We start from the raw sequence: 22,363 nt of genomic DNA on the forward strand, positions 1-22,363 counted from the left end.
TATATATGAAAAACATAATTTCATGTTTACTGATAGCATTCACGCTTAATGGATTTGCACAGGAAAACAAAACAAAAAGCACTTCTAATCTGGAAAACATTACTCTTGGCGGAGGATGTTATTGGTGCGTTGAAGCTGTTTATGAAAATTTAGAAGGCGTAAAATCTGTAGTTTCAGGTTTTTCAGGAGGAAAAACTGCGAATCCTACTTACGAAGACGTTTGCACAGGAACAACCGGTCATGCCGAGGTAGTACAGATTACGTATGATAAAAATATTACCAACATTAATGAAATCTTTAAAGTCTTCTTTACGGTTCATGATCCGACAACATTAAACAGACAAGGCGCAGATATAGGAACTCAATACCGATCTGTAATTTTTTATAAAAATGAGGAACAAAAAAAAGCAGCTCAACGAATTATTAATGAACTTAATAATGCAAAAGTTTACAATAGCCCTATTGTTACAAAAATCGAACCTCTTACAAAATTCTACAAAGCCGAAAATTATCATCAGAATTATTACGAAAACAACACAAACCAACCGTATTGCAAGATGGTAATTCAGCCAAAAATAGAAAAATTTGAAAAAATTTTTAAAGCTAAATTGAAAAAGAAACCTTAAAACAAAGGTCTTATATTCAAATAATTACCAACAAAAAAGCCTGTGTCAAATACGACACAGACTTTTTGTTTTTTATTAAAAAATCAGATTCTTAGTGAGTAACATCTAAAGAATAAAATTTCACATTTGCATAAGCTCCGGTTTCATCACCCTGAAGATTACATCCTACAGTAAAATAATTATCAAATGAATTCCATAATTTATAATCACCTCCGGAATATACCTTTTTCTCACCATTTACACTAACTTCCATCTTTCCATCACTAATTTCAATTTGAAATGTAAATTTATCAAAACCAACTTTATTTTTAAATATATAACCATCATCATCAATCCAGGAATCTTCTTTTAAAATATCAACTCCTGTAATAGAGGGGTCAGCAAGTCTTTTTGATCTTAATTTTACATATCCATTATCCCAAAAAACTTTTAAGATTGACGGGGCAGATTTATCTTTTGCACCAATTTGATTAACCTGATCTTCTTTTAATCTACCACCTATTTGGGCAAATATAACACGTGGGTGCTGATCGTTCTTTTTATAAATCTCCCCCATTTTAAGTGATGCTTTTAATTTAGCCCCTTGTTTAAAAGACCAGCTTGCATCTCCTCCAAATGAATTTTGCTCTTTTAAATCTGTTTTATTAAAAGATCGTTTAGATTTTATTGAAGGATAGACATAAAAAACCAAAGATCTGTCAGTCAAGTCATTGAACATGAATTTTTGAATTTCCACATTTTCAGCATAATCCAAAATTTTTGGCGCTTTATATGTAGTAACAGAACCTTCAGGAATTGTTAATTTCCATAAAGTCAAATCTATTTTTGGTGCTTTTTGAGCATGAATTAGAAAAGTAGTACTTGTTAATAGTAATAAAAGATAAGTTCTAATTTTTTTCATTTTTTTGCTGTTTTTGGATTAAAATAATATTTGATTTTAAGAGAAATAAGCAGGAAAAAAAATAAAATCAAGTTCCAAATATTTTTTTTCAGAATAATTTTTTTTGCATATTTTTCTTTGTAATCGATTGCATAAAAATATATTTTTTTTTTAATATCCTTATATTTTTTTTAATATTTTTTTCTATTCCTTAAAAAAAACAGTTTAAAAATAACAATTCATGATTAAAAATCAAAAATAAATAAACATCATTAAGAAATAACAGAAAGAAACAGCAAATCATTGAATAATTTAAAATAGAAACCTATGGATTTTTTAAATGAAAAATCTATAATTAACTAAAAAAAAACAGAATTACAAAGTAATTACATACAAAAAAAATATGTGATTATGAATTTTTTACTCTTATAAAAGAAAAAAAAATTAAAAACAGAATGTAACAAATGTTTGTTTGTTTTTATACACAAGTGTAAAATTAACATTTATTACATAAAAAACATCAGCTAAATTGATTACTATAGTTTATCAATTTTTATTTTAATAATGTCTGATAATTCTAAAATCCTTTCTGAATCACTTTTATTTACTACAAAAAATAAATAATTATCCCCACCTGTATCGTAAGTCATTAATTCAAAATGTAATTTTCCTAAAGCAGATTGAATATACGGAAATAATTCATGACTATACGTTTCTTCCGGGTATTCAAAATTTAAATCCTCACCAATCATTTCAGAAATAAAATATTCAGCATCTTCGGGATCAAATTTCCAGTCGCTGTTCCATGCATTTATACTTTCAAAAAAATCGAAATGACCTTCAACTTGTGCATGATACTCTTTTGTTTCTTTTTGAAAATCTTTAAACAGCTTTTTAGAATGTTTCGCCAGTAGTTTTTGATCTGCATTCCCTCTTGAAACAAGTTTTATAAACTCTTCAAAAGTTTCTGCTGTAACTTCTTCTGCTTGTAGTAAATTCTCTGAAGAAATCAGCTCAATATCTTTCGGAATTTCAATATTCATATATTGACAAATCCCCTGCAAAACAGTTTTGAAATCTTTGATGCCAATTTCCTGCGTTTCATTTTTTGGATCATTAAAATTCAGATACTCTGAGTCCAACAAACCTTTTGTATAATCTATAAAATGACCACTTGAATATAAAATCTTAAAATCGTTTATTTCTGTACTATTTGTACAGCAAAAAAAGATAACAAAGTTATTCAGAATACGTTTAAAATGTGTTTTCATTTGCGTACCTGGAACTGAATAAAACTGAATATGAATAAAATCATATTCCAAGCCTTCTTGTATATTTTCTTCAGAAACACCACCAATATCAATTTTTTTATAAAGTTCATTTAAAACTTCATAAGCGTTATTGAAACCCGCTTTTTTAATTTCTGTATGTCCATCGTTATGATCAAACGAACCTGGAAAATAGAATAAATTAACCGATATTGTTTCCTGAATCCCTTTTATTTTGAATTCAAGACTTCCATTTTGGTTATATAAGTATGAATAAATCGGCTCAATAACATCAAAAGAAATTATTGATTTGGGTTCATTGTTTCTATTAAATAAATTTGATAAAAAGTTTTTCATAGCAGTTAATTATTATTCACATGTTGTATCTCTAAAGTAATAAGAAATACAGACATTAAATATTTTCTGCTCTAAAATTATTTTAAAGTTTCCGCAATCATCAAAGCACATTTTTCGCCATCAATTGCCGCAGAAATAATTCCTCCCGCATAACCCGCACCTTCTCCACACGGATATAAACCTTTTATTTGCAAATGCTCATAAGTAATAGGATCTCTTGGAATACGAACCGGTGATGAAGTTCGGCTTTCCGGTGCATGCAAAATTGCTTCGTTGGTCAAATAACCCCGCATGGATTTCCCGAACTCTTTAAACCCTTCACGCAAAATTTGCGATAAAAATCCTGGAAAAACCTGCCCCATTTCTACCGAAGTGGTTCCGGGAACATAAGATGTTTTTGGTATATCTGCTGACACTTTATTCTGAGTAAAATCAATCATACGCTGTGCCGGAACTTTTTGGGTTCTTCCTGCTAAATGCCATGCTTTTTGTTCAATACTTTTTTGAAATTCCATTCCGGCCAAGGCACCAAATTTTGCAAAAGGTTTAAAATCTTCTAATTTCAATTCAATTACAATTCCGGAATTTGCCGTTGCCTGATCACGCTTAGAAGGTGACCAGCCGTTTGTAACAACCTCTCCCGGACTTGTGGCACAAGGAGCAATTACACCTCCGGGGCACATACAAAATGAATACATTCCGCGTCCGTTAACTTGTTTTACAATAGAATATGGCGCGGGGGGTAAATGTTCACCACGATAATCACAACTATATTGAATACTGTCAATTAATTGCTGAGAATGCTCTGCGCGTACACCCAATGCAAAAGGTTTTGCTTCAATGAAAATTTTCTTTTTATCCAATAACTCAAAAATATCACGTGCAGAATGACCCGTTGCCAAGATCAATTTATTGGCAAGAATCGTATCTCCATTTTGAGTTACAATTCCTTCAACTTCATTGTTTTTTAATAATATATCGGTCACACGGGTATCAAATAAAACCTGACCGCCAAATTCGATTATTTTGTTACGAATATCTTCGATTATTTTAGGTAATTTATTGGTCCCAATATGAGGATGCGCTTCTACCAAAATATCTTCTGATGCCCCAAAAGCGACTAAAAGTTCTAAGATTCTGGTAACATCACCACGCTTTTTAGAACGAGTATATAATTTCCCATCTGAATAGGTTCCTGCTCCGCCTTCTCCAAAACAATAATTAGAATCTTCGTTTACTATATGTTCGCGATTTATTGCTTTTAAGTCACGGCGGCGTCCGCGCACGTCTTTTCCTCGTTCGATTACAATTGGCTTTAGACCCAATTCAACTAATTGCAAAGCTGCAAAAAGCCCTGCCGGACCAGCACCAACAACAATTACTTCCTGCGATTTTGAAACGTCTTTATATACAGGAAGTTCAATTTTAGATTCCTGAAATGGTTCTCCTTTTAAATAAATAAATACTTTTAAATTGATCTTTATCGCTTTTTGCCGCGCATCAATTGATCGCTTCAGAATCGAAACATGTTGAATTTCCTGGGGAGATACTTTTATTTGTTTGGACAAATAGTCTTTTAGCAATAATTCATTTGCTGCTATTTCGGGAGTTACCTGAAGTAAAAGTTCTCTTGGCATTGTATTTTATTTATTCGATTAGCTTTTCTATTTATGAAAAGAATATGCAAAAATAACATTTTGAAGTGAGACTTTGTACCTTTGTGTCTTTGAAACTTTACACCTATAATAATGTCCAGAAAAATAAAACTAATTTGGGATTTTCGTGGTCCTGCTTCTGCAAAAACAGCGGAACATCATGAAATTCATTTGAAAGAATATATCGCAATCGAAAAACTCCCCTTAAATATAACGGGTTTTGAAGTTATCACCGAAATGCTGGCAATTGCTTTTATGGTTGTTACTGATGAAAACATGATTCAGGTAAGAGATGCTTTGAAACCACATCGAGGAGAACTGTATTCTGAGTAAGATGTAAATAAAAAATTCCAAATTCAAACTGAAAACTCAGTTTGAATTTGGAATTTTTTATTTTTTTAGGGATTAGAAACTAATTTTGTAGTCACTAAAGGTATAACTTTCATTTTTTTCTCCTGACATCTTAACACTTTTAAAATCTACCACTTCATCCTCATTTTTTACATTGTATATGTATATTTCAGGATCTTTTGCATTGGATGAAAGTTCATAGAATTTTCCTTTTTCTGTCCACCATTTCCCTTTTTCTGTAAAAGTTTCTATTTGACAGTCCTGCTTTGTTGTAAACATAATAACATAGGTGCCATTTTCAAATCTTTGCTGTATCCAGTGTTTTTCTACACCTTCAATTTGTTTCTCAACTTCGAAACCTTTCCAAACACCAATTAATTTTGAGTCTTGTTCTTTTAGATTTGATGAAAAACTAAAAATTAAGAGTGATAATAAAATCAAACCTACTGGCGCAAATAATAAGGAAGCTTTTTTCATAAAATTAATTAACTGGTATTTCAATTGTTTTCATATAATCATTTAAAAAGATAAACATAAAAGATTCTACTTCTTTATCTGCTTTGTAAGCAGCTTCTTTTTCCTTCAAATATTTATTTTCTTTCTTTTTGTTCTTTGAATTTCCAGAAATGCTCAAATCCAGCTTTTTATCAACATCATCTGTCATTTCTTTAAATTCTTTTGCTTTTTGTTGGTATTCTTCAGTTTTCTTATAGTATTTAAAATAATCCTTTTTATAATCCATAAATTCCTGAGCAGTTAACTTTTTAGATTTTACCTTAACTCCATCTTTTAATTCTATTAGATTGTAATTTTCATACAAAGAACTATACCCCATATGAACATAGTGCAATATTTTTCCAGAAGGGCAAATCAAAAGGCCGGAATAATAACTGCATTCAAAATTTTTATTTTCACCAAAAATGTTCTTATATATTGACGTCAAAAAGAAATGAGAATTTCCCTTATCATCTTCTTTGTATTCTTCTTTATAAATATTTTCAACAACTAATTTCCCATCCAAAAATTTAAAATAAGCAATATAACCTCTCCAATTAGCACTGGACATTAAGGTAATTAAATTTGCAGGAATTGGATGTTCTTTAAAATAACTTTCTAATGGATTTGATTGTATACTTAAAGTGTCCTTTTCTACTATTAAGTAATCTGGAACTTGGGCTGTCGCAAATAATTTTACTGTTGCAAGAAGAAAAATAAAGGTAAAAAAAAACTTTAAACTCATAGAAACATTTTAGTTTGCAACCTCACTAATAAACTTAATTCGCATCAGTCGTAATTCATCAATATCATATTCTCCATCGAATTCTTTAAGTGCGTCTTCGATTTTATCGGATTCTGATTCCATGAAATAATCGTGAATTTCTTCCTGCTGATCATCATCAAGCATATCGTCCACCCAATATTTGATATTTAACTTGGTTCCTGCATACACAATCATTTCCATTTCTTTAATCAGGGCATCCATGGAAAGTCCTTTTGCAGAAGCAATATCACTTAATGGCAATTTCCTGTCTATGTTCTGAATGATATATAATTTATTGGCTGAATTTACTCCGGTAGATTTCACTACTAAATCGTCAGGGCGAATGATATCATTGTCCTCTACATAGCGGCTTATTAAAGTAACAAAATCGTTACCATATTTCTTGGCTTTTCCTTCACCAACTCCATGAATATTGTATAATTCTGTTAAAGAAATCGGGTATTTTAAAGCCATATCTTCAAGAGAAGGATCCTGAAAAACTACAAAAGGAGGAACTCCAAGTTTTTTGGCTACTTTTTTACGCAATTCACGTAACATTCCCATCAAAACTTCATCTGCAGTTCCTGATGATTTTCCGGCAGTGACAATAGCTTCATCTTCAGATTCATTGTATTCATGATCTTCAGACATCATAAAAGAAACTGGTTTTTCAATAAAATCCAATCCGTTTTTGGTGATTTTAACTACTCCATAAGTTTCTATATCTTTAGATAAATATCCGGCTACGAGAACTTGTCGAAGCAGTGCCATCCAATATTTTTCGTCGTGGTCAGATCCTGAACCAAAAAACGACTGCGTATCTGTTTTATGTGCCTTAATAACCGCATTTATACGGCCAATTAAAGTAAATACAATTTCCTTTGATTTGTAAATATGCTTGGTATCGCGAACAATTTCCAACAACTTAACCATCTGATCTTTGGCCTCAATTTTATTCTTAGGATTACGCACGTTATCATCCATATCGGCCCCATCGCCATTATCCGGAAATTCTTCCCCAAAATAATGCAGTAAAAACTTTCTTCTTGACATTGAGGTTTCGGCGTAGGCTACAACTTCCTGCAACAAAGCAAAACCAATCTCCTGTTCTGCAACTGGTTTCCCAGACATGAATTTTTCTAACTTTTCTACATCCTTATAAGAGTAGTAAGCCAAACAATGTCCTTCTCCTCCATCACGTCCGGCACGACCTGTTTCCTGATAATAACTTTCGAGAGATTTTGGAATATCGTGATGAATTACAAAACGAACATCCGGTTTATCGATTCCCATCCCAAATGCGATTGTTGCAACCACCACATCTACATCTTCCATCAAAAACATATCCTGATGTTTGGCACGGGTTTTCGCATCTAAACCTGCATGATAAGGAACAGCACTAATTCCGTTAACCTGTAAAACCTCAGCAATCGATTCTACTTTTTTACGGCTCAGGCAATAAATAATTCCGGATTTTCCTTTATGCTGTTTAATAAATCGAATAATATCCGACTCAATATTTTTAGTTTTTGTACGTACTTCGTAATATAAATTTGGCCTGTTGAAAGATGCTTTAAAAGTACTCGCATCAGACATATCAAGGTTTTTCAGAATATCTTCCTGAACTTTTGGAGTTGCAGTAGCAGTAAGTCCTATAATAGGAACCTGACCCAATTGTTTGATTATATTTTTAAGATTTCGATATTCAGGTCTGAAATCATGACCCCATTCTGAAATACAATGCGCTTCATCAATTGCTACAAATGAAATAGGTACACTTTGTAAAAAAGTCACATATTCTTCTTTTGTTAAAGATTCCGGAGCAACATATAAAAGTTTAGTTAAACCAGATGTAATATCTTTTTTGACCTGAGCAATTTCTGTTTTTGTGAGAGATGAATTAAGTACGTGTGCAATTCCATTTTCAGAAGAAAGACTTCGAATAGCATCCACCTGATTTTTCATTAAAGCAATTAGAGGAGAAACAACGATAGCTGTTCCATCCTGAATTAAAGCAGGCAGTTGATAACAAAGAGATTTACCACCCCCGGTTGGCATAATGACAAAAGTATTTTTTCTATTTAAAATACTTGTAATAACTTGTTCCTGCAAACCCTTAAATTGGCTAAAGCCGAAATACTTCTTTAATTCTTTATGTATTTCAATTTCGTTTGAATTCATTCTTTATATTAATGGTATTTTGTATAAATTTGCATCATAAAGATACGAATTTCTTTCACATTCACAAATTTTAACTTTCCTGTTTTGATTACAAAAGAAAATATTTTAGCTATCGCAAAAAAAACAATACTCTCTGAAAGTGAGGCAATTACAAAATTAATTGATTTTCTTGATGAAAATTTTTACGAAGCAACACAACGCATCTACCAAACAAAAGGCAGATTAATTGTTACAGGAATCGGAAAAAGCGCCATTATTGCGCAAAAAATGGTTGCCACATTCAATTCGACCGGAACCCCTTCTATGTTCCTTCATGCTTCTGAAGCGATCCATGGAGATTTAGGAATGATACAAAATGACGACATTATCATTTGTATTTCAAAAAGCGGAAATAGCCCTGAAATTAAGGCCTTAGTTCCTTTACTAAAACGCTTTGGAAATATTTTGATTGGAATGACAGGAAATATAACTTCGTTTTTAGCAAAAGGTTCTGATTATGTTTTAAACACTACTGTTGATATGGAAGCGTGCCCCATAAATCTTGCTCCTACAAACAGCACAACAGCACAACTTGTCATGGGTGATGCACTTGCAGTCTGCCTTATGGAAATGCGTGACTTTAAACCCGAAGATTTTGCCGTTTATCACCCAGGGGGCGCTTTAGGAAAAAAATTATTACTGCGTGTAAAAGACATGATTGAGAATTCCTTAAAACCTATGGTTTCACCGGACACATCTGTTAAAAAGGTAATTTTTGAAATCTCCGAAAAAAGACTTGGTGTAACTGCCGTTATCGAAAATGATAAAATAATAGGAATTATAACAGATGGAGACATTAGAAGAATGCTGAACGACAGAGATTCGATTGCAGATTTAACCGCCAAAGATATTATGAGTAAAAATCCAAAATTAGTTTCTTCAAATACCATGGCTGTAGATGCCCTGAATATTTTGGAAGATTTTTCGATAACACAATTGATTGTTTCTGACGATGGCCAATACAAAGGAGTATTACATTTACATGACATTTTAAAAGAGGGAATTGTATAATGGCAAAGAAAAATCTTAGCGAAATGTCGTTTTTAGATCATCTTGAAGAATTAAGATGGTTATTGGTTAGAAGTACAATTGCAATATTGATAATGGCTTTTGCAACTTATTTTATAAGTGATTATTTGTTTGACCAAATTATCTTGGGTCCTATCAGGCCTACATTTTTCACTTATGTATGGTTTTGTGACTTATCCCATCAATTGGGATTTGCAGACAGTATCTGCATAACAGAACTGAATTTTATTATTCAAAATACTGAAATGGAAGGCCAGGTCAATATATTTGTCTGGATGTGTATCTTAGCCGGATTTATTTTAGGTTTCCCTTATATATTATGGGAAATATGGAAATTCATCAGTCCTGCTCTATATGAGAAAGAACGTAAAAATGCAAGAGTATTTATTTTTACTTCTTCATTGCTTTTCTTCCTGGGAGTTATATTCGGATATTATATTGTAATACCGATGTCTGTAAACTTTGTTGCAACTTTCTCTGTCAGCGATATTGTAAAAAATCAATTTACGCTTGAATCGTATATGGGAATGGTAAAAACAAGTATTCTTGGTAGTGCATTATTTTTTGAATTACCAATTGTTATTTATTTCTTAACCAAATTAGGATTAGTAACTCCTTCTTTCTTAAGAAAGTACTGGAAATATGCTGTAGTAATTATTTTGATTATTGCTGCAATCGTTACACCTCCAGATGTTGTGAGCCAGACAATTGTTGCTGTACCAATGTTAATTATCTACGAAGTAAGCATCCTAATCTCAAGGATTGTTTATAAAAATAAAATGAAAGAAAATGTCTGATATCATTCAAGAGTTCAACGACTATCGTTCTAAAATGAACGAAAAATTACTCGCTGACAACAATAAAATTGTAAAGCGAATTTTTAATCTTGACACTAATGCATATGCACCTGGCGCTTTGGATGTAAAGACAAAAGAACTGTTGGGCTTAGTGGCCTCTGCTGTTTTACGTTGTGATGATTGTGTAAAATATCATTTAGAAACAAGTCATAAAGAAGGCGTTACCAAAGAAGAAATGATGGAAGCAATGGGAATTGCAACTCTTGTTGGAGGAACAATTGTAATTCCGCATTTAAGAAGAGCATACGAATTTTGGGAAGCTCTGGAAGAGTCAGGAAATTAGATAATTTGACAATTAGTCAATTAGATAATTTAACACGATATGTTAATTCATTTATTTGATTAATTAATTTTTATTTATTTTGCCGATCTGGGATTGAAATTATCTCATTTTCAAATTACCTAATTATCTAATTGAACAAATGAAATTAAGAGCCGATAACTTAATCAAAACCTATAAAGGGCGTAGTGTTGTAAAAGGAATTTCCGTTGAAGTAAATCAGGGGGAAATTGTTGGCCTTTTGGGACCAAATGGTGCCGGAAAAACAACTTCTTTTTACATGATTGTGGGATTGGTAAAACCAAATCAGGGGAATATCTATCTTGATGATTTAAATATCACCGATTACCCAATGTACAAACGTGCACAACAAGGAATTGGTTATTTAGCACAGGAGGCTTCTGTTTTTAGAAAACTAAGCATAGAAGATAACATCTTAAGTGTTTTGCAATTAACGAAGCTTTCTAAAGAAGCTCAAATTGCAAAAATGGAAAGTTTGATCGAAGAATTCAGCTTAGAGCATATCCGTACTAATCGAGGTGATTTGCTTTCGGGTGGAGAGCGCAGACGTACTGAAATTGCACGCGCTTTGGCAACAGATCCAAAATTCATTTTATTAGATGAACCTTTCGCAGGAGTTGACCCGGTTGCAGTTGAAGATATTCAAAGAATTGTAGCGCAGTTAAAAAACAAAAATATCGGAATCCTGATTACAGATCACAACGTTCAGGAAACTTTGGCAATTACTGACAAAACATACTTAATGTTTGAAGGAGGAATTTTGAAAGCAGGAATTCCTGAAGAACTAGTTGAAGATGAAATGGTTCGCCGGGTTTATTTGGGTCAAAATTTCGAATTAAGAAAGAAGAAATTAGAATTCTAAAAATTCTTTTTAGCTATTATAAATGGTAAGAACTAAAATAGTTGTTTTAATTCTTACCATTTTTCTTTTTGCAACTTACTTTTCACAATAAAAACTAATCTACTGTTATATATTGCAATTGCTGTAAATCTCCGTTATAAATATTTATATCCACTGTACGTTCAATTCCAGGAACAGTTGCCTTTTCAGTAAACTGCCAAAACAGCCACTCGTCTTCGATTTTTTCTCTGTAAAAATTATAATTGGCAATCCAAAAAAGATATTCACCAAACTCATCTTCCAAAAAATCAGAATAGTATCTTTCTCCGGTATATATTATTGGCCGTACTTTATAATGATTTTCAACTTTTAACAACCAGCGTTTCAGTCCTTTTTTGAGACTATCCAATGATTGATTTTTTGGCAGTTTTTCGATATCCAGTACAGGAGGTAAATCGCCTTTTTCTAATTTTACTGTTTTGATAAATAGATCAGCCTGCTCTATAGAATTTTCGTTTGGACGATAATAATGATATGCTCCACGAATCATATTGTTTTTCTTGGCACCAATCCAATTTCGTTTAAACTGAAAATCTTTTCTGTCTTTACCGACAGTAGCTCTTATAAAAACAAAATCGAGCGGATACTTTTGCTCTAAGGTATCAACATAGGACCAGCTTATTTTGCCCTGATATTCCGAAACATCCAAACCAATTGATTTTCCTTCATGCTTGGCCAAAACCTGAAAATTGCGAATATCTGATAAACGCTTATCTTCAATCTCTTTTTCAGACATTTTATGGCTTTTAAAACCTAAATAATAGGCTAGTCCTCTTCGATAATGATAGATTACTGCAACAAAAAGTATTGCGAAAACGGAGAAAGAAATAAAACGTAATATCTTGCTAAAAAAGGATCTGCCGCTTTTTCTGGAAGCCGTTTTACGATAAGTGGTTTTTCTGGCCATTCGAATAAACTACTTTTTCAAAAATTTATTATTTATGACTGATAACAATACATAAAAAATGATAATTACAGGAATTGCACTAAATTGAAGCAACAAAAGCAAAACAATAGAGATTGCTAAAAAAACAATCTGAAGCACATTGTCTTTGAAAGTAAACTTTTTAATTTTTAAGGCAAACAGCGGAATTTCAGCATTCAAAATGTACGCACTACATAAGGTGATAACAAGTAAAATCCATTGATTGGTTAAAATTTCCAAAATCATTAATGAGTCAGAAAATTTTAAAACCAAAGGCAGACTCAGAATAAAAAGTGCATTTGCCGGAGTTGGCAAACCAATAAACGAATCTGTTTGACGCGTGTCGATATTAAAATTAGCCAATCGATAACATGAACCTAAGGTGATAATAAATCCTAAAAATGGAATTACCGGATTTGTTCCTAATTCGTGGGCACTATTTGTAAACATTGAAAACATAACATACCCAGGCACTACTCCGCTGGTTACCATATCTGCCAAAGAATCCAATTGCAATCCAAGTGGACTCGAAACTTTAAATAATCTGGCAAAAAAACCATCAAAAAAATCAAAAAATATTCCTAAACAAACCATGTAAAAAGCCATTTCATAATTTTGTTCAGAAACAAAAACAATGGCAATACAGCCACAAAAAAGATTGATTAGTGTAATTAAATTAGGAATGTGTTTTTTAATATTCATTTTTTATAAATTTGATAAACATAGAGAACAAATTTAGCATAATAACTCAATGTTATATGCGTTTTTAATACAGTTTTTTATTCTGACACCTGACTTTTACATTATTTATCAAAAGGAAGAAATTTGCTCAGTAAAAAATTATATTTTTGGTAAAAATTTAAACAAGCCTAGGTTTGAAAAAACAAATACGTTGAAAAAAATCTTAGTATTTTTATTGTTTTGGAATTGTGCTTCCAATTATGCACAGACTGTTCGAAAATATTCGAACGAGTTTATGAATATTGGAGTTGATGCAGCAGCTTTGGCAATGTCAAGCGCTGTTGTTGCTTCGACAAATGATGTTAATTCTGTTTATTGGAATCCGGCAGGTTTGACAAATCTTGAGGATCACCAAATTTCATTAATGCATGCCAATTATTTTGCAAATATTGCTCAGTACGATTATATTGGATATGCAATTCCAATTGATGACAGAAGTGCCTGGGGAATCTCAATGATTCGTTTTGGGGTAGATGACATTTTAGATACAACAGAATTAATAGATAATCAAGGCAATATTGATTACAACCGTATCAGTTTATTCTCGACAGCTGATTATGGTTTTACATTTTCGTATGCCCGAAAACTGCCAATTGAAGGATTTCAGTACGGTGTAAATACCAAAGTCATTCGCCGTGTAATTGGTAAATTTGCTAATTCCTGGGGATTTGGATTTGATTTTGGCCTACAGTTTGAAAGAAACGACTGGAAATTCGGATTGATGTTACGCGATATTACAACTACTTACAATGTTTGGAATATTGATGAAGAAGAATATAAGAAAATCTCAGATGCTATTCCCGGAGAAAATCAGGAATTACCAGAAAGTACTGAGATTACATTGCCAAAAGCACAATTAGGAATTTCTAAAAAGTTTGAATTTCATAATGATACGAGTCTTTTGGTTGCAACAAACCTAAATATGCGTTTTGAACAGACTAACGATATTATTTCATCCAATATTGTGAGCATTGATCCTGCACTTGGACTTGAATTTGGTTATACTGAGCTTGTTTTTTTAAGAGGAGGAGTAGGAAACTTTCAAAACGTGACGCAATTAGACAATACAGAGAAATTAAATTTTCAGCCTAATATTGGGCTTGGATTTAAATATAAAGGAATCCAGGTTGATTATGCTCTTACAGATTTAGGAAACCAAAGTACTGCTCTATATTCTAATATTTTTTCACTTAAAGTAGACTTAGGAATCTTTAGATAAGATTTATTATTAAAAAAATCCAGCCATGAGAGGTTTTACGTTTCGAAAAATAATATTGTTATTACTGATGTTCAATTTTAGTTTTGGACAAAGTTTGCCCTTATCAAAAGAAGTACATGTAAGCGTATTAACTTGTGGACTTGGCAATGAATCTTATTCCTTTTTCGGACATACTGCAATTCGTGTTGCCGATACTGCAAACAACATTGATGTTGTATACAATTATGGAGCATTTGATTTCAGAACTCCAAACTTTGTGGCCAAATTTGCAAAAGGTGATTTACAATATTTCGTAATTGCGCATTCTTATGCTGATTTTATAAATGAATATAATTACGAAAAAAGAAGTGTCTTTGAACAAGAACTGCTTATATCACAAGAGGCAAAACAAAAACTTTTTGACAATTTAAATACTACTCTACTTTCCGGGGATCGTTATTACACCTATAAATTTATTGATAAAAACTGTACTTCTATGGTGGTTGATGTCATTAATAAAACATTAAAAAAAGACGTAATTACCAAAAAGGATAATACGGATAAAACATACAGAAGCGTTTTATTTCCTTATTTTGACGGTCATTTTTATGAAAAGTTAGGAACGAGCATCATTTTTGGGACAAAAGTAGATCAATTAAGCACTAAAATATTTCTGCCTTTTGAGTTAAAAAACAGTTTAGAAAAAACAACTTTTCAAAATCATGCTTTTGTAAGCAAAAGCAAAACATTATTAGATTTTAAAAAAGAAACACCGGCTTCGTGGTGGAATAACGTCTACAGTTATATTATTTTACTTGGTTTTATTGTCCTTATAAACAAAAAATTTATCGATAAAATTTATTTATTTATTTTGTCCGTAATGGGAATCTTTTTTTTCTCAGTTGGTTTTTATTCTTTTCACCAAGAACTGGCAATGAATTATAACATCTTGTTATTTAGCCCATTTTTATTGATTTTGATTATTTTATCAGCGTTTAAAAATAAAAAATGGACCTATAAATTCGCTGTGCTGCATTTGGTTTTATTACTTATTTATACACTCTTTATAATTAACAAAGCACACTTTTTTATTGTTTTACCAATGATTTTTACCAGCGGGATAGTTTTGATAAGAGTTGCCATCAGAAATAAAAAAAGAATTCCGATAATCATTTAAAATTACTTACTGTCCTCTATAGAATAAAACTGTTGTAATGGTTCTAAAAGTAATACTCAGATCAAGGAATATGCTTCGATGTTTTATATAATACAAATCATATTGCAGTTTTATAAGACTTTCCTCTATAGATTCACCGTATGAATAATTAACCTGTGCCCAGCCTGTAAGCCCGGGCCTTATAACGTGTCTGGTTTCATAAAACGGCATTATATCTGCAATTTCTTTTACAAAAAATGGCCTTTCGGGTCTTGGGCCAATTACAGCCATATCCCTTTTTAAGACATTAATAAACTGAGGTAATTCATCAATTCTTGTTTTACGCATGAATTTTCCAAACGGTGTGATTCTTTTATCATTTGATGTTGCAAAAACAGCTCCAGTAGTTTCGGAATTTTCAGTCATTGTCCTAAACTTATAGATTTGAAATATTTTTCCGTATTTACCTACTCGCTCCTGTGTATAAAACAGAGGTCCTTTATTCCAAAAGATATTGGCTATAAAAATAAATGGAATAAAAACAGCGCAAAAACATAAACCCATTAAAGAAAAAATGATTTCAAGAATACTTACCAATAATAGATATAACTTATTATTGTTGCTCCGGCTAAAGGGGAAAAAACGATAAAAATCCCGAGAAATATATTGTACCGGAATTCGTTGCGTTTTACTTTCATAAACCTGAGTATATTCTCTAATAATATTTCCTGATTCAAGCAAATGAAGCAAATTTTGGTATAAATCGGTAGTAATTCCTTCTGTTTTTTGAGAAGCGATCACAATTTCAGAGATATTATTTTTACTTACAAAACTTAACAAATCACTCTTTTCAATTTCTTTAATGTAATTTAAAGAAAAATCCTCTTCGGCAGAATAATCAGCATTTACAAAACCAATAATCTTATAATGAGGATCAACGTTTTCCAGACCCAAAACGAGTTCGTCTGCCTGATTCTTGTTACAAATTAAAATTACATTTTGCGAAAATCGTTGCGTTGCCAAAAAGTATACATAAAAAAATCGCCAAAGCAATAAAGCACTCAAAACGGTAAAATAAAAAACCAGTATTGTTGATCGGTGTTTAGGTAATTCAGGCGATAAAACAGGAGTAAACAAATAAAGTAAAACTGTGGCTGTACTTGTTAAAACTACACTTTGAAGTATCTGAAACTGATTACTTGCAACTTGTAAATTATACATCTCGAAAATTGATCCAAAAATATATACATATCCTATCAATAACCACAGTCCCTGAAAATTTATGGTTTTAAATTCAAAATAATTATGATTAAAAAACGTACCTATCAAAAATAGCATTCCTAAAATAAACAGAGCATCAAAAAGACGAAGCAATATTTTACGTTCAGATATTTCGAAATGCATCTTGTTTTTAAAAAGCATAAAATTTTCAGGTTAATTTATTATTGACAAATGTATTATAAATATTGACATTTAATTCAGGCTATTAATGTCTTTTTCCTGATTCCTGATCTGAACTAAAAGAAGAGACAGGGAATAAACAAATGCAGGAGCAGCTGTTCGCATAGCTGCGTGGTTGATCGTCAAAAGCCAAAAAAAATAAAAAGATAAAAAATACAAATGCTGCCTATTTTTAATATACAAAATAAATGGAGTTATAAAAAGTATTAAGAGTCCGAAAAGCCCAAAAATACCATGTTCACTCAACATACGTGTTATTTCATTGTGTGAAGCAACATTTATGCCCAATTTGTCTTTTCTTACTTGTTTTCCCATTCCTGCACCTACTCCTAAAATAGGGTTATCCATAAACGTTTTAAATTCAATATCCATTATAGCTTCCCTGCCTCCTAAACGATCTTTTTTGCTTCTTCCGGCAGCATCCTGATTTGAATATCTTTTTTCGATTAAACCGGAAGTCTGAGCTGATGTATAAGACCAGACAGCAATTCCCATTAAACCTGTAAGCAAAAATATATAAATAAATTTCTGTCTAATTTGGGCTCTCGAATAAAAGTACAATATGCTCAGTAAAACCACAATCATTACTACTCCAGTAATGACTCCTCCTCTCGAAAAAGTAACAATTGCTCTGTAACTTATAAGTAAAACAATAAAACCATTAATTACAAGTAATATTTTTGACTTGGAAAATAAAAGCAATTGTGTAAAAAAGACAAACATGCCTAAGCCTAGAACTGTTGAAACCTGATTAGGTCCAAATCCGCCTGAAGTTTCAAAATTAGATTGTGTACTTTTAATTACATCCTGTACACTCGGATTATATAAAAACAAATAGATTGCTGTAGTAAAAATGGGCAACCCCATTGCAACAACCATATATTGTAAGTCCAAAAACCTAACATTACGCCTAAAAGTATAAATCGCCGAAACGCCTAAACATATCGGACCTGAAAGATTAAAAACCAAATATTTCTTTACATCTACCCCATAATCATCTGTTGAAGCTGTGACTAAAATACTGGGAACAAGCAGTAAAAGAAAAAGCCAAAAAAATATTGATTTAACCGAAAAACCACTATATGCCATTCCCACTAACATAAATAATATAACGCAAAATTTTATATATTCATTATTAATGTTCCCCCCTGTCATTCTTATAAGAACTTCTGCTCCTACTAAGTAAGCACAGACTACCAACACTTCGTTATTTTTGTTTTTTGTCTTATACACATAAAAAAAACCGATAATTGGAATTATAACAGCGTAGATTTTACTAAAAAAAGGTAAAATAAAAACAACCAAAGCTATTCCTGAATGAATAAGAAGCAGTGAAATATAAAAAAACAGTTTACTTTTCATTCTGACAATTTTTATACACCATTATAAGTTTTTGAACTACCGTTTCTTCAGAGTAAGATTCCATCACTATTTGCTTCATATTTTTGCTGTAAAGCTTCTTTTTTTCCTCATCACACAATAATAAATAATGTAATTGGTTTTCGAGTTCACCACTCTTATTTGGATCAAACAACAAGCCGTTAAAATGATTTTTTATCAATAAAGAACAATATCCTGCATTAGTTGATAAAACAGGCACATTAGCCAAACCATATTCTAATAATACAACAGGAAATCCTTCCTGCGTAGAAGCTAAAATCCCAATAGCTGCTTGTGATAAAATATGCGCAACATCATTTCTGCTGCCATATAAATAAATGTGATTTTCCAGAGAATGTTCTTTTATAATTTTTTTTAAGTTCTCTGAATAATCATCAAAATAATCATGTCCGATTAAATGCAAAGTCCAGTCACTATCTTTTAAATTCAAATTTAAAAATGCTTTTAAAATAGCTATATGATTTTTTGGTTCTTTTAAATTTGCTATACATACGATTCTCTTTAAATCGGTACCTCTCAAAAAGGTTGATTTTTGAAACTCAATTTTAGTTTTAACAAAGTTTGGCAAAAATGATACATCTGAACAAAGCAAGTTCTTTTTATTCCAGTCAAGTAATTGTGGATTTACTGTAACAATAGAATTAAAAAAAGAAGAAAAAAGTATTAGGATACGATTATTTTTTTTTGCCTGAGTTACTCTTTTTCCTAAATGATCATGCCAAATAATTTTAATTCCCGGCGAAATAATTTTTAATAAAACAGCAATGAAAAAAGAAGAACTGTGAGCATGTATGAGACATACGTTGTTTTTTTTTAGATAATTCTTTAACTGCAGAACCGCTTTTATATCGATTATTTTTTTCTTCTTCAAGAACAAATAAGACGTTTTAGGGTCAATCTGTTGTAAAAGTGCTCCTTCTCTTCGCGTTACAATCAAGCCCGAAAAAGCAACTCTTTCAGATAATGCATTTGCATAATTCACTGCCATTTGTTCAGCGCCTCCTGCTTCTAAAGAGTCTATTATCTGTACAACTCTCATATTATTAATTGTTTTCTTATTTCGGATTCAAAAATATCTGTAGTGTACTGTTGCGACCATTCTCTTGCTAATTCGCTCCTTAAAATAAATTCATTTTGATTTTTTAGCAAATTATCGATTTGTTTTGTATCATGTTCCAGCTTCATTTCTAACAAAATGCCCCTATTGCCGGCATCTAACATAAAAGATACACAGGAAACTTTTGTAGCGACAGGTACGCATCCCCAAAACATAGCTTCTGCGATTGCTTTTGGCCATCCCTCACTTTTAGAAGGTAAAAGTACAAAATGGCTATTTTGATAAGCTTCCTTAATTATTTCCTGATCCTGATTGCCATTTAGAATTATATAATCTGATAATTTATTTTCTTGTATATAAGCTTCTATAGCAATTCGTTCAACGCCTTCTCCATATATATTTAACAAAATATTGTTTCCTTTTTGTACTAAATGCTGAACCAATTTGATAGCATATAACGGATTTTTACCGGCAACCAAACTTCCTACAAAAGAAAATTGGATTATTGACTTAAAAGCTTTTTTTGGTATATATTCTTTTTCTAATTCTGAATAAGTTGCAGTAAAAAAAGGTCGTATATTTTTAGATTGATTCTCCCATTCACCATAAACCAAAACTTGCATATTACGTGTTAAAAAAGAATTACCCAAAATATATTTCTGTAATTTATATGTAAACGGCTGTTTGCTTTTTGGATCCCAATTTCCTGCATATTTGGCCGTTTTGATTTTATACGGAAAAAACATTTGTATAATACAGCCTATTAATCCCATATTTCCCGGGCATCGCAAATGAATATGATCTGCCTTTTTCATTGCATAGAATATCTTAATAAAAATACCAGGAAACTTAATTAAGGATAGTATTATACTTTTAAAATTAGTAATATTAAAATTAGGGACCTTTTTGAAGTTAATTTTATTATGATTATAGGCAATATCAATTACTGAAGGAGCTCTTTCTACAAGAGGCGCTACAATGGTTACCTCATCAACATATTTTAACCAAATATTCATTTCACGTATGTAAGGAGCATAACCAAAATATTGGCTGCCTTTCTGAATGTGATTGACATGGGTGATTATTGCAAATCTCATTTTACTTTAATTCGGCAATTACATAAATAGTAGAGCCATGATACTTGCCAATTAACGCCTTGAACAGAAAGTTAAAAAACTTTTTATTTCTTAAATCCAAATAAGGAATTTTTTTAATTTTAATTTCATTCGTTTTAAATCCATTGAAATCCAAAACTTTTTTTATGGAATTTTCTTCAAAAAAATTAAGGTGAACAGGAGGTCCGCTTTGGTATATTTTATCATCTCTTTCAATAATTTTATAATTGAGACGCTTATTGTAATTAGGAACTGAAAAAACTAATTTACCTTTTGGAGCCAATTTACTCTTTGCCAGTTCAAAAAACAATTTAAGGTCCTGAATATGCTCCAACACTTCCCATAACATAATGATATCCACCGTCTCAGGATTCTCATTCATTTTCGAAAAATCTCCATTTATAGAGTTAACTTCTAATTCTAATGCTTTTTCATGTGTAGCTTTATCAATTTCGATACCTTGGTAAATTATATTTTTAAAACTCTTTAAATAAACTCCTACTAGTCCTATACCTGAACCAATTTCTAAAATTTTTTGCTTATGCTTTTTAATTATTTTAGACAAGAGTATTTTTCTATTATAACCAATATTTACAATTTGCTTTTTTAAATTATTAAACTCTTCAACAGAGTGTTTACTGTATTTCGGATTAGTTGCATTGTAAAGTTCGTTATAAACCCTTTCAAAATCCTTTTCAGTGTAAATTTTTCTACAAAAAACCAAATCGCATGAATTACACTTCACTAAATTAAATTTTTGATTTTCATCTTTAATTTCAGCGCCACAGCACTTGCAAACTCCATAAAAACTATTTTGATTCATAATTCATAAAATTTGAGGCATTATAAATTTTAATTTTTTGTTTGTACAATTGGTTAAGAAAGTCTTTAACAATCTCTTTATTGTTATCACCACTTATACTTTTTCCTATACTTGCACTTTTATTATAATATTGATTCCCTCCAATTCCCATATCCAGGCCATATACTTCAAGGGGTTTATCTTTTTTAAAGGCTAATATTGCTCCTAACATTAAGGTATTGAAACCTGAATTGATACTTTGATATGTAAAACCAAAATCTTCCTTCAGACTTTCAATTAATTCTTTATATAAGAATTCTGAACTTTTATTATACTTATAATTAGTAATCAAAAATTCTCTTTTATTTCTATGTTTTCTAAGAATATAATGCAATACTTTTTCAAACGAATTGGAGTTTATTTTAGATTTATTATTCATTATCCAAAAAGTAGTTCCCATCCATTTATCTGTTGGAACAAAAGATTTCAAATATTTTATTAGATAAAATGGATCATGAACAACATAAATATGAGGCATGGTTTTGACAATATTGATTGAATCATTACAACAAAAATAAAGTGCGTCTTTCTCCAGTACTATTTTTTTTGCACTGGGACCACTTGCTACAACGACAATTTTTTTAAAATCTGATATTCTAAAGTAATCACTTAAATTATTTAATGATTCGTAATCTGAATAATCCAACATTCCTTTTCTAACAGATCTGGAATATGGTTTTAGTCTATGATAAAAATAAATATAATTCCTTTTCTTAAACAATGAAAATACATTCATACCTA

Annotated in this window: 22 protein-coding genes; 8 read left to right on the top strand and 14 right to left on the bottom strand. The window is 31.2% G+C overall.

The features are described 5' to 3' along the window. Positions 1–5: 5 nt before the first annotated feature. Positions 6–626 (top strand): peptide-methionine (S)-S-oxide reductase MsrA, encoded by a 621-nt coding sequence (msrA, locus tag JE46_RS14180; protein ID WP_031455955.1) that lies wholly within the window; start codon positions 6–8, stop codon positions 624–626. 91 nt (positions 627–717) lie between these two features. On the opposite strand, the gene JE46_RS14185 is transcribed toward msrA, so the two are convergent. The 3 genes from JE46_RS14185 to JE46_RS14195 form a co-directional block, all read right to left on the bottom strand. Beyond that, positions 718–1,527 carry a polysaccharide lyase family 7 protein gene (locus JE46_RS14185; protein ID WP_051872889.1) on the bottom strand — a complete coding sequence of 270 codons (810 nt, stop codon included), beginning with the start codon at positions 1,525–1,527 and terminating at the stop codon, positions 718–720. Between the two features lie 515 nt (positions 1,528–2,042). Continuing rightward, entirely contained in the window at positions 2,043–3,131 is a 1,089-nt protein-coding gene (locus JE46_RS14190; protein WP_031455957.1) for a DUF6630 family protein, read from the bottom strand. 77 nt (positions 3,132–3,208) lie between these two features. Beyond that, positions 3,209–4,768: an NAD(P)/FAD-dependent oxidoreductase gene (locus JE46_RS14195; RefSeq protein ID WP_031455958.1), complete on the bottom strand. Its 1,560-nt coding sequence runs from the start codon at positions 4,766–4,768 to the stop codon at positions 3,209–3,211. 111 nt (positions 4,769–4,879) lie between these two features. Between JE46_RS14195 and JE46_RS14200 the strand changes: the two genes are divergently transcribed. After that, the gene (locus tag JE46_RS14200) at positions 4,880–5,119 is read left to right on the top strand and encodes a hypothetical protein (RefSeq protein WP_031455959.1); all 240 of its coding nucleotides are present in this window, start codon (positions 4,880–4,882) and stop codon (positions 5,117–5,119) included. Positions 5,120–5,191: 72 nt separating this feature from the next. On the opposite strand, the gene JE46_RS14205 is transcribed toward JE46_RS14200, so the two are convergent. The 3 genes from JE46_RS14205 to recQ are packed head-to-tail and all read right to left on the bottom strand — an operon-like array spanning position 5,192 to position 8,579. Beyond that, positions 5,192–5,614, bottom strand: a complete 423-nt coding sequence (locus tag JE46_RS14205; protein ID WP_123921936.1) for a hypothetical protein — start codon at positions 5,612–5,614, stop codon at positions 5,192–5,194. Between the two features lie 4 nt (positions 5,615–5,618). Next, on the bottom strand, positions 5,619–6,377 hold the full coding sequence (locus JE46_RS14210; protein WP_031455961.1) for a hypothetical protein: 759 nt from the start codon (positions 6,375–6,377) through the stop codon (positions 5,619–5,621). A 9-nt stretch (positions 6,378–6,386) separates the two neighbouring features. Continuing rightward, on the bottom strand, positions 6,387–8,579 hold the full coding sequence (gene recQ, locus JE46_RS14215) for a DNA helicase RecQ (RefSeq protein ID WP_031455962.1): 2,193 nt from the start codon (positions 8,577–8,579) through the stop codon (positions 6,387–6,389). Between the two features lie 84 nt (positions 8,580–8,663). On the opposite strand from recQ, the gene JE46_RS14220 reads away from it, so the two are divergent. The 4 genes from JE46_RS14220 to lptB all read left to right on the top strand — a co-directional run bounded on the left by JE46_RS14220 (position 8,664) and on the right by lptB (position 11,667). Beyond that, positions 8,664–9,629 carry a KpsF/GutQ family sugar-phosphate isomerase gene (locus tag JE46_RS14220; RefSeq protein WP_031455963.1) on the top strand — a complete coding sequence of 322 codons (966 nt, stop codon included), beginning with the start codon at positions 8,664–8,666 and terminating at the stop codon, positions 9,627–9,629. Further along, a complete protein-coding gene (tatC, locus tag JE46_RS14225; protein ID WP_031455964.1) occupies positions 9,629–10,444 on the top strand; it encodes a twin-arginine translocase subunit TatC in 816 nt (271 codons plus the stop codon). The genes JE46_RS14220 and tatC overlap by 1 nt, the downstream gene beginning before the upstream one ends. Then, entirely contained in the window at positions 10,437–10,787 is a 351-nt protein-coding gene (locus JE46_RS14230; protein ID WP_031455965.1) for a carboxymuconolactone decarboxylase family protein, read from the top strand. The genes tatC and JE46_RS14230 overlap by 8 nt, the downstream gene beginning before the upstream one ends. Before the next feature lie 139 nt (positions 10,788–10,926). Next, positions 10,927–11,667 (top strand): LPS export ABC transporter ATP-binding protein, encoded by a 741-nt coding sequence (gene lptB, locus JE46_RS14235; protein WP_031455966.1) that lies wholly within the window; start codon positions 10,927–10,929, stop codon positions 11,665–11,667. Between the two features lie 94 nt (positions 11,668–11,761). On the opposite strand, the gene JE46_RS14240 is transcribed toward lptB, so the two are convergent. Continuing rightward, positions 11,762–12,613 carry a glycoside hydrolase family 25 protein gene (locus JE46_RS14240; RefSeq protein ID WP_031455967.1) on the bottom strand — a complete coding sequence of 284 codons (852 nt, stop codon included), beginning with the start codon at positions 12,611–12,613 and terminating at the stop codon, positions 11,762–11,764. 9 nt (positions 12,614–12,622) lie between these two features. After that, the gene (locus tag JE46_RS14245; RefSeq protein WP_031455968.1) at positions 12,623–13,333 is read right to left on the bottom strand and encodes a CDP-alcohol phosphatidyltransferase family protein; all 711 of its coding nucleotides are present in this window, start codon (positions 13,331–13,333) and stop codon (positions 12,623–12,625) included. Positions 13,334–13,523: 190 nt separating this feature from the next. Between JE46_RS14245 and JE46_RS14250 the strand changes: the two genes are divergently transcribed. Together JE46_RS14250 and JE46_RS14255 are read left to right on the top strand one after the other, a co-directional pair. After that, the gene (locus JE46_RS14250; RefSeq protein ID WP_449403939.1) at positions 13,524–14,591 is read left to right on the top strand and encodes a putative type IX sorting system protein PorV2; all 1,068 of its coding nucleotides are present in this window, start codon (positions 13,524–13,526) and stop codon (positions 14,589–14,591) included. A 25-nt stretch (positions 14,592–14,616) separates the two neighbouring features. Continuing rightward, positions 14,617–15,747 (top strand): lipoprotein N-acyltransferase Lnb domain-containing protein, encoded by a 1,131-nt coding sequence (locus tag JE46_RS14255; RefSeq protein WP_031455970.1) that lies wholly within the window; start codon positions 14,617–14,619, stop codon positions 15,745–15,747. A gap of 6 nt (positions 15,748–15,753) precedes the next feature. Here the strand turns inward: JE46_RS14255 and JE46_RS14260 are convergent, their stop codons facing one another. The 6 genes from JE46_RS14260 to JE46_RS14285 are packed head-to-tail and all read right to left on the bottom strand — an operon-like array spanning position 15,754 to position 22,358. Then, a complete protein-coding gene (locus JE46_RS14260) occupies positions 15,754–17,148 on the bottom strand; it encodes a sugar transferase (protein ID WP_031455971.1) in 1,395 nt (464 codons plus the stop codon). A gap of 51 nt (positions 17,149–17,199) precedes the next feature. Beyond that, positions 17,200–18,549: an O-antigen ligase family protein gene (locus JE46_RS14265; RefSeq protein WP_031455972.1), complete on the bottom strand. Its 1,350-nt coding sequence runs from the start codon at positions 18,547–18,549 to the stop codon at positions 17,200–17,202. Continuing rightward, positions 18,539–19,627 (bottom strand): glycosyltransferase, encoded by a 1,089-nt coding sequence (locus JE46_RS14270; RefSeq protein WP_031455973.1) that lies wholly within the window; start codon positions 19,625–19,627, stop codon positions 18,539–18,541. The genes JE46_RS14265 and JE46_RS14270 overlap by 11 nt, the downstream gene beginning before the upstream one ends. Next, positions 19,624–20,742 carry a glycosyltransferase gene (locus JE46_RS14275; protein WP_031455974.1) on the bottom strand — a complete coding sequence of 373 codons (1,119 nt, stop codon included), beginning with the start codon at positions 20,740–20,742 and terminating at the stop codon, positions 19,624–19,626. The genes JE46_RS14270 and JE46_RS14275 overlap by 4 nt, the downstream gene beginning before the upstream one ends. Before the next feature lies 1 nt (position 20,743). Further along, positions 20,744–21,583, bottom strand: a complete 840-nt coding sequence (locus JE46_RS14280; protein WP_031455975.1) for a class I SAM-dependent methyltransferase — start codon at positions 21,581–21,583, stop codon at positions 20,744–20,746. After that, positions 21,570–22,358, bottom strand: coding sequence for a hypothetical protein (locus JE46_RS14285; protein WP_157505928.1), 789 nt, complete (start codon positions 22,356–22,358; stop codon positions 21,570–21,572). The genes JE46_RS14280 and JE46_RS14285 overlap by 14 nt, the downstream gene beginning before the upstream one ends. Positions 22,359–22,363: the final 5 nt, after the last annotated feature.

This window comes from Flavobacterium chungangense LMG 26729 (assembly GCF_000735715.2).
GTDB classification, from domain to species: Bacteria; Bacteroidota; Bacteroidia; order Flavobacteriales; family Flavobacteriaceae; genus Flavobacterium; species Flavobacterium chungangense.

Excerpts from the sequence above, each read along its gene's own strand:
- msrA (WP_031455955.1), top strand. The coding sequence starts at position 6 with ATGAAAAACATAATTTCATGTTTACTGATAGCATTCACGCTTAATGGA.
- JE46_RS14185 (WP_051872889.1), bottom strand. The coding sequence starts at position 1,527 with ATGAAAAAAATTAGAACTTATCTTTTATTACTATTAACAAGTACTACT.
- JE46_RS14190 (WP_031455957.1), bottom strand. The coding sequence starts at position 3,131 with ATGAAAAACTTTTTATCAAATTTATTTAATAGAAACAATGAACCCAAA.
- JE46_RS14195 (WP_031455958.1), bottom strand. The coding sequence starts at position 4,768 with ATGCCAAGAGAACTTTTACTTCAGGTAACTCCCGAAATAGCAGCAAAT.
- JE46_RS14200 (WP_031455959.1), top strand. The coding sequence starts at position 4,880 with ATGTCCAGAAAAATAAAACTAATTTGGGATTTTCGTGGTCCTGCTTCT.
- JE46_RS14205 (WP_123921936.1), bottom strand. The coding sequence starts at position 5,614 with ATGAAAAAAGCTTCCTTATTATTTGCGCCAGTAGGTTTGATTTTATTA.
- JE46_RS14210 (WP_031455961.1), bottom strand. The coding sequence starts at position 6,377 with ATGAGTTTAAAGTTTTTTTTTACCTTTATTTTTCTTCTTGCAACAGTA.
- recQ (WP_031455962.1), bottom strand. The coding sequence starts at position 8,579 with ATGAATTCAAACGAAATTGAAATACATAAAGAATTAAAGAAGTATTTC.
- tatC (WP_031455964.1), top strand. The coding sequence starts at position 9,629 with ATGGCAAAGAAAAATCTTAGCGAAATGTCGTTTTTAGATCATCTTGAA.
- JE46_RS14230 (WP_031455965.1), top strand. The coding sequence starts at position 10,437 with ATGTCTGATATCATTCAAGAGTTCAACGACTATCGTTCTAAAATGAAC.
- lptB (WP_031455966.1), top strand. The coding sequence starts at position 10,927 with ATGAAATTAAGAGCCGATAACTTAATCAAAACCTATAAAGGGCGTAGT.
- JE46_RS14240 (WP_031455967.1), bottom strand. The coding sequence starts at position 12,613 with ATGGCCAGAAAAACCACTTATCGTAAAACGGCTTCCAGAAAAAGCGGC.
- JE46_RS14245 (WP_031455968.1), bottom strand. The coding sequence starts at position 13,333 with ATGAATATTAAAAAACACATTCCTAATTTAATTACACTAATCAATCTT.
- JE46_RS14255 (WP_031455970.1), top strand. The coding sequence starts at position 14,617 with ATGAGAGGTTTTACGTTTCGAAAAATAATATTGTTATTACTGATGTTC.
- JE46_RS14260 (WP_031455971.1), bottom strand. The coding sequence starts at position 17,148 with ATGCTTTTTAAAAACAAGATGCATTTCGAAATATCTGAACGTAAAATA.
- JE46_RS14265 (WP_031455972.1), bottom strand. The coding sequence starts at position 18,549 with ATGAAAAGTAAACTGTTTTTTTATATTTCACTGCTTCTTATTCATTCA.
- JE46_RS14270 (WP_031455973.1), bottom strand. The coding sequence starts at position 19,627 with ATGAGAGTTGTACAGATAATAGACTCTTTAGAAGCAGGAGGCGCTGAA.
- JE46_RS14275 (WP_031455974.1), bottom strand. The coding sequence starts at position 20,742 with ATGAGATTTGCAATAATCACCCATGTCAATCACATTCAGAAAGGCAGC.
- JE46_RS14280 (WP_031455975.1), bottom strand. The coding sequence starts at position 21,583 with ATGAATCAAAATAGTTTTTATGGAGTTTGCAAGTGCTGTGGCGCTGAA.
- JE46_RS14285 (WP_157505928.1), bottom strand. The coding sequence starts at position 22,358 with ATGAATGTATTTTCATTGTTTAAGAAAAGGAATTATATTTATTTTTAT.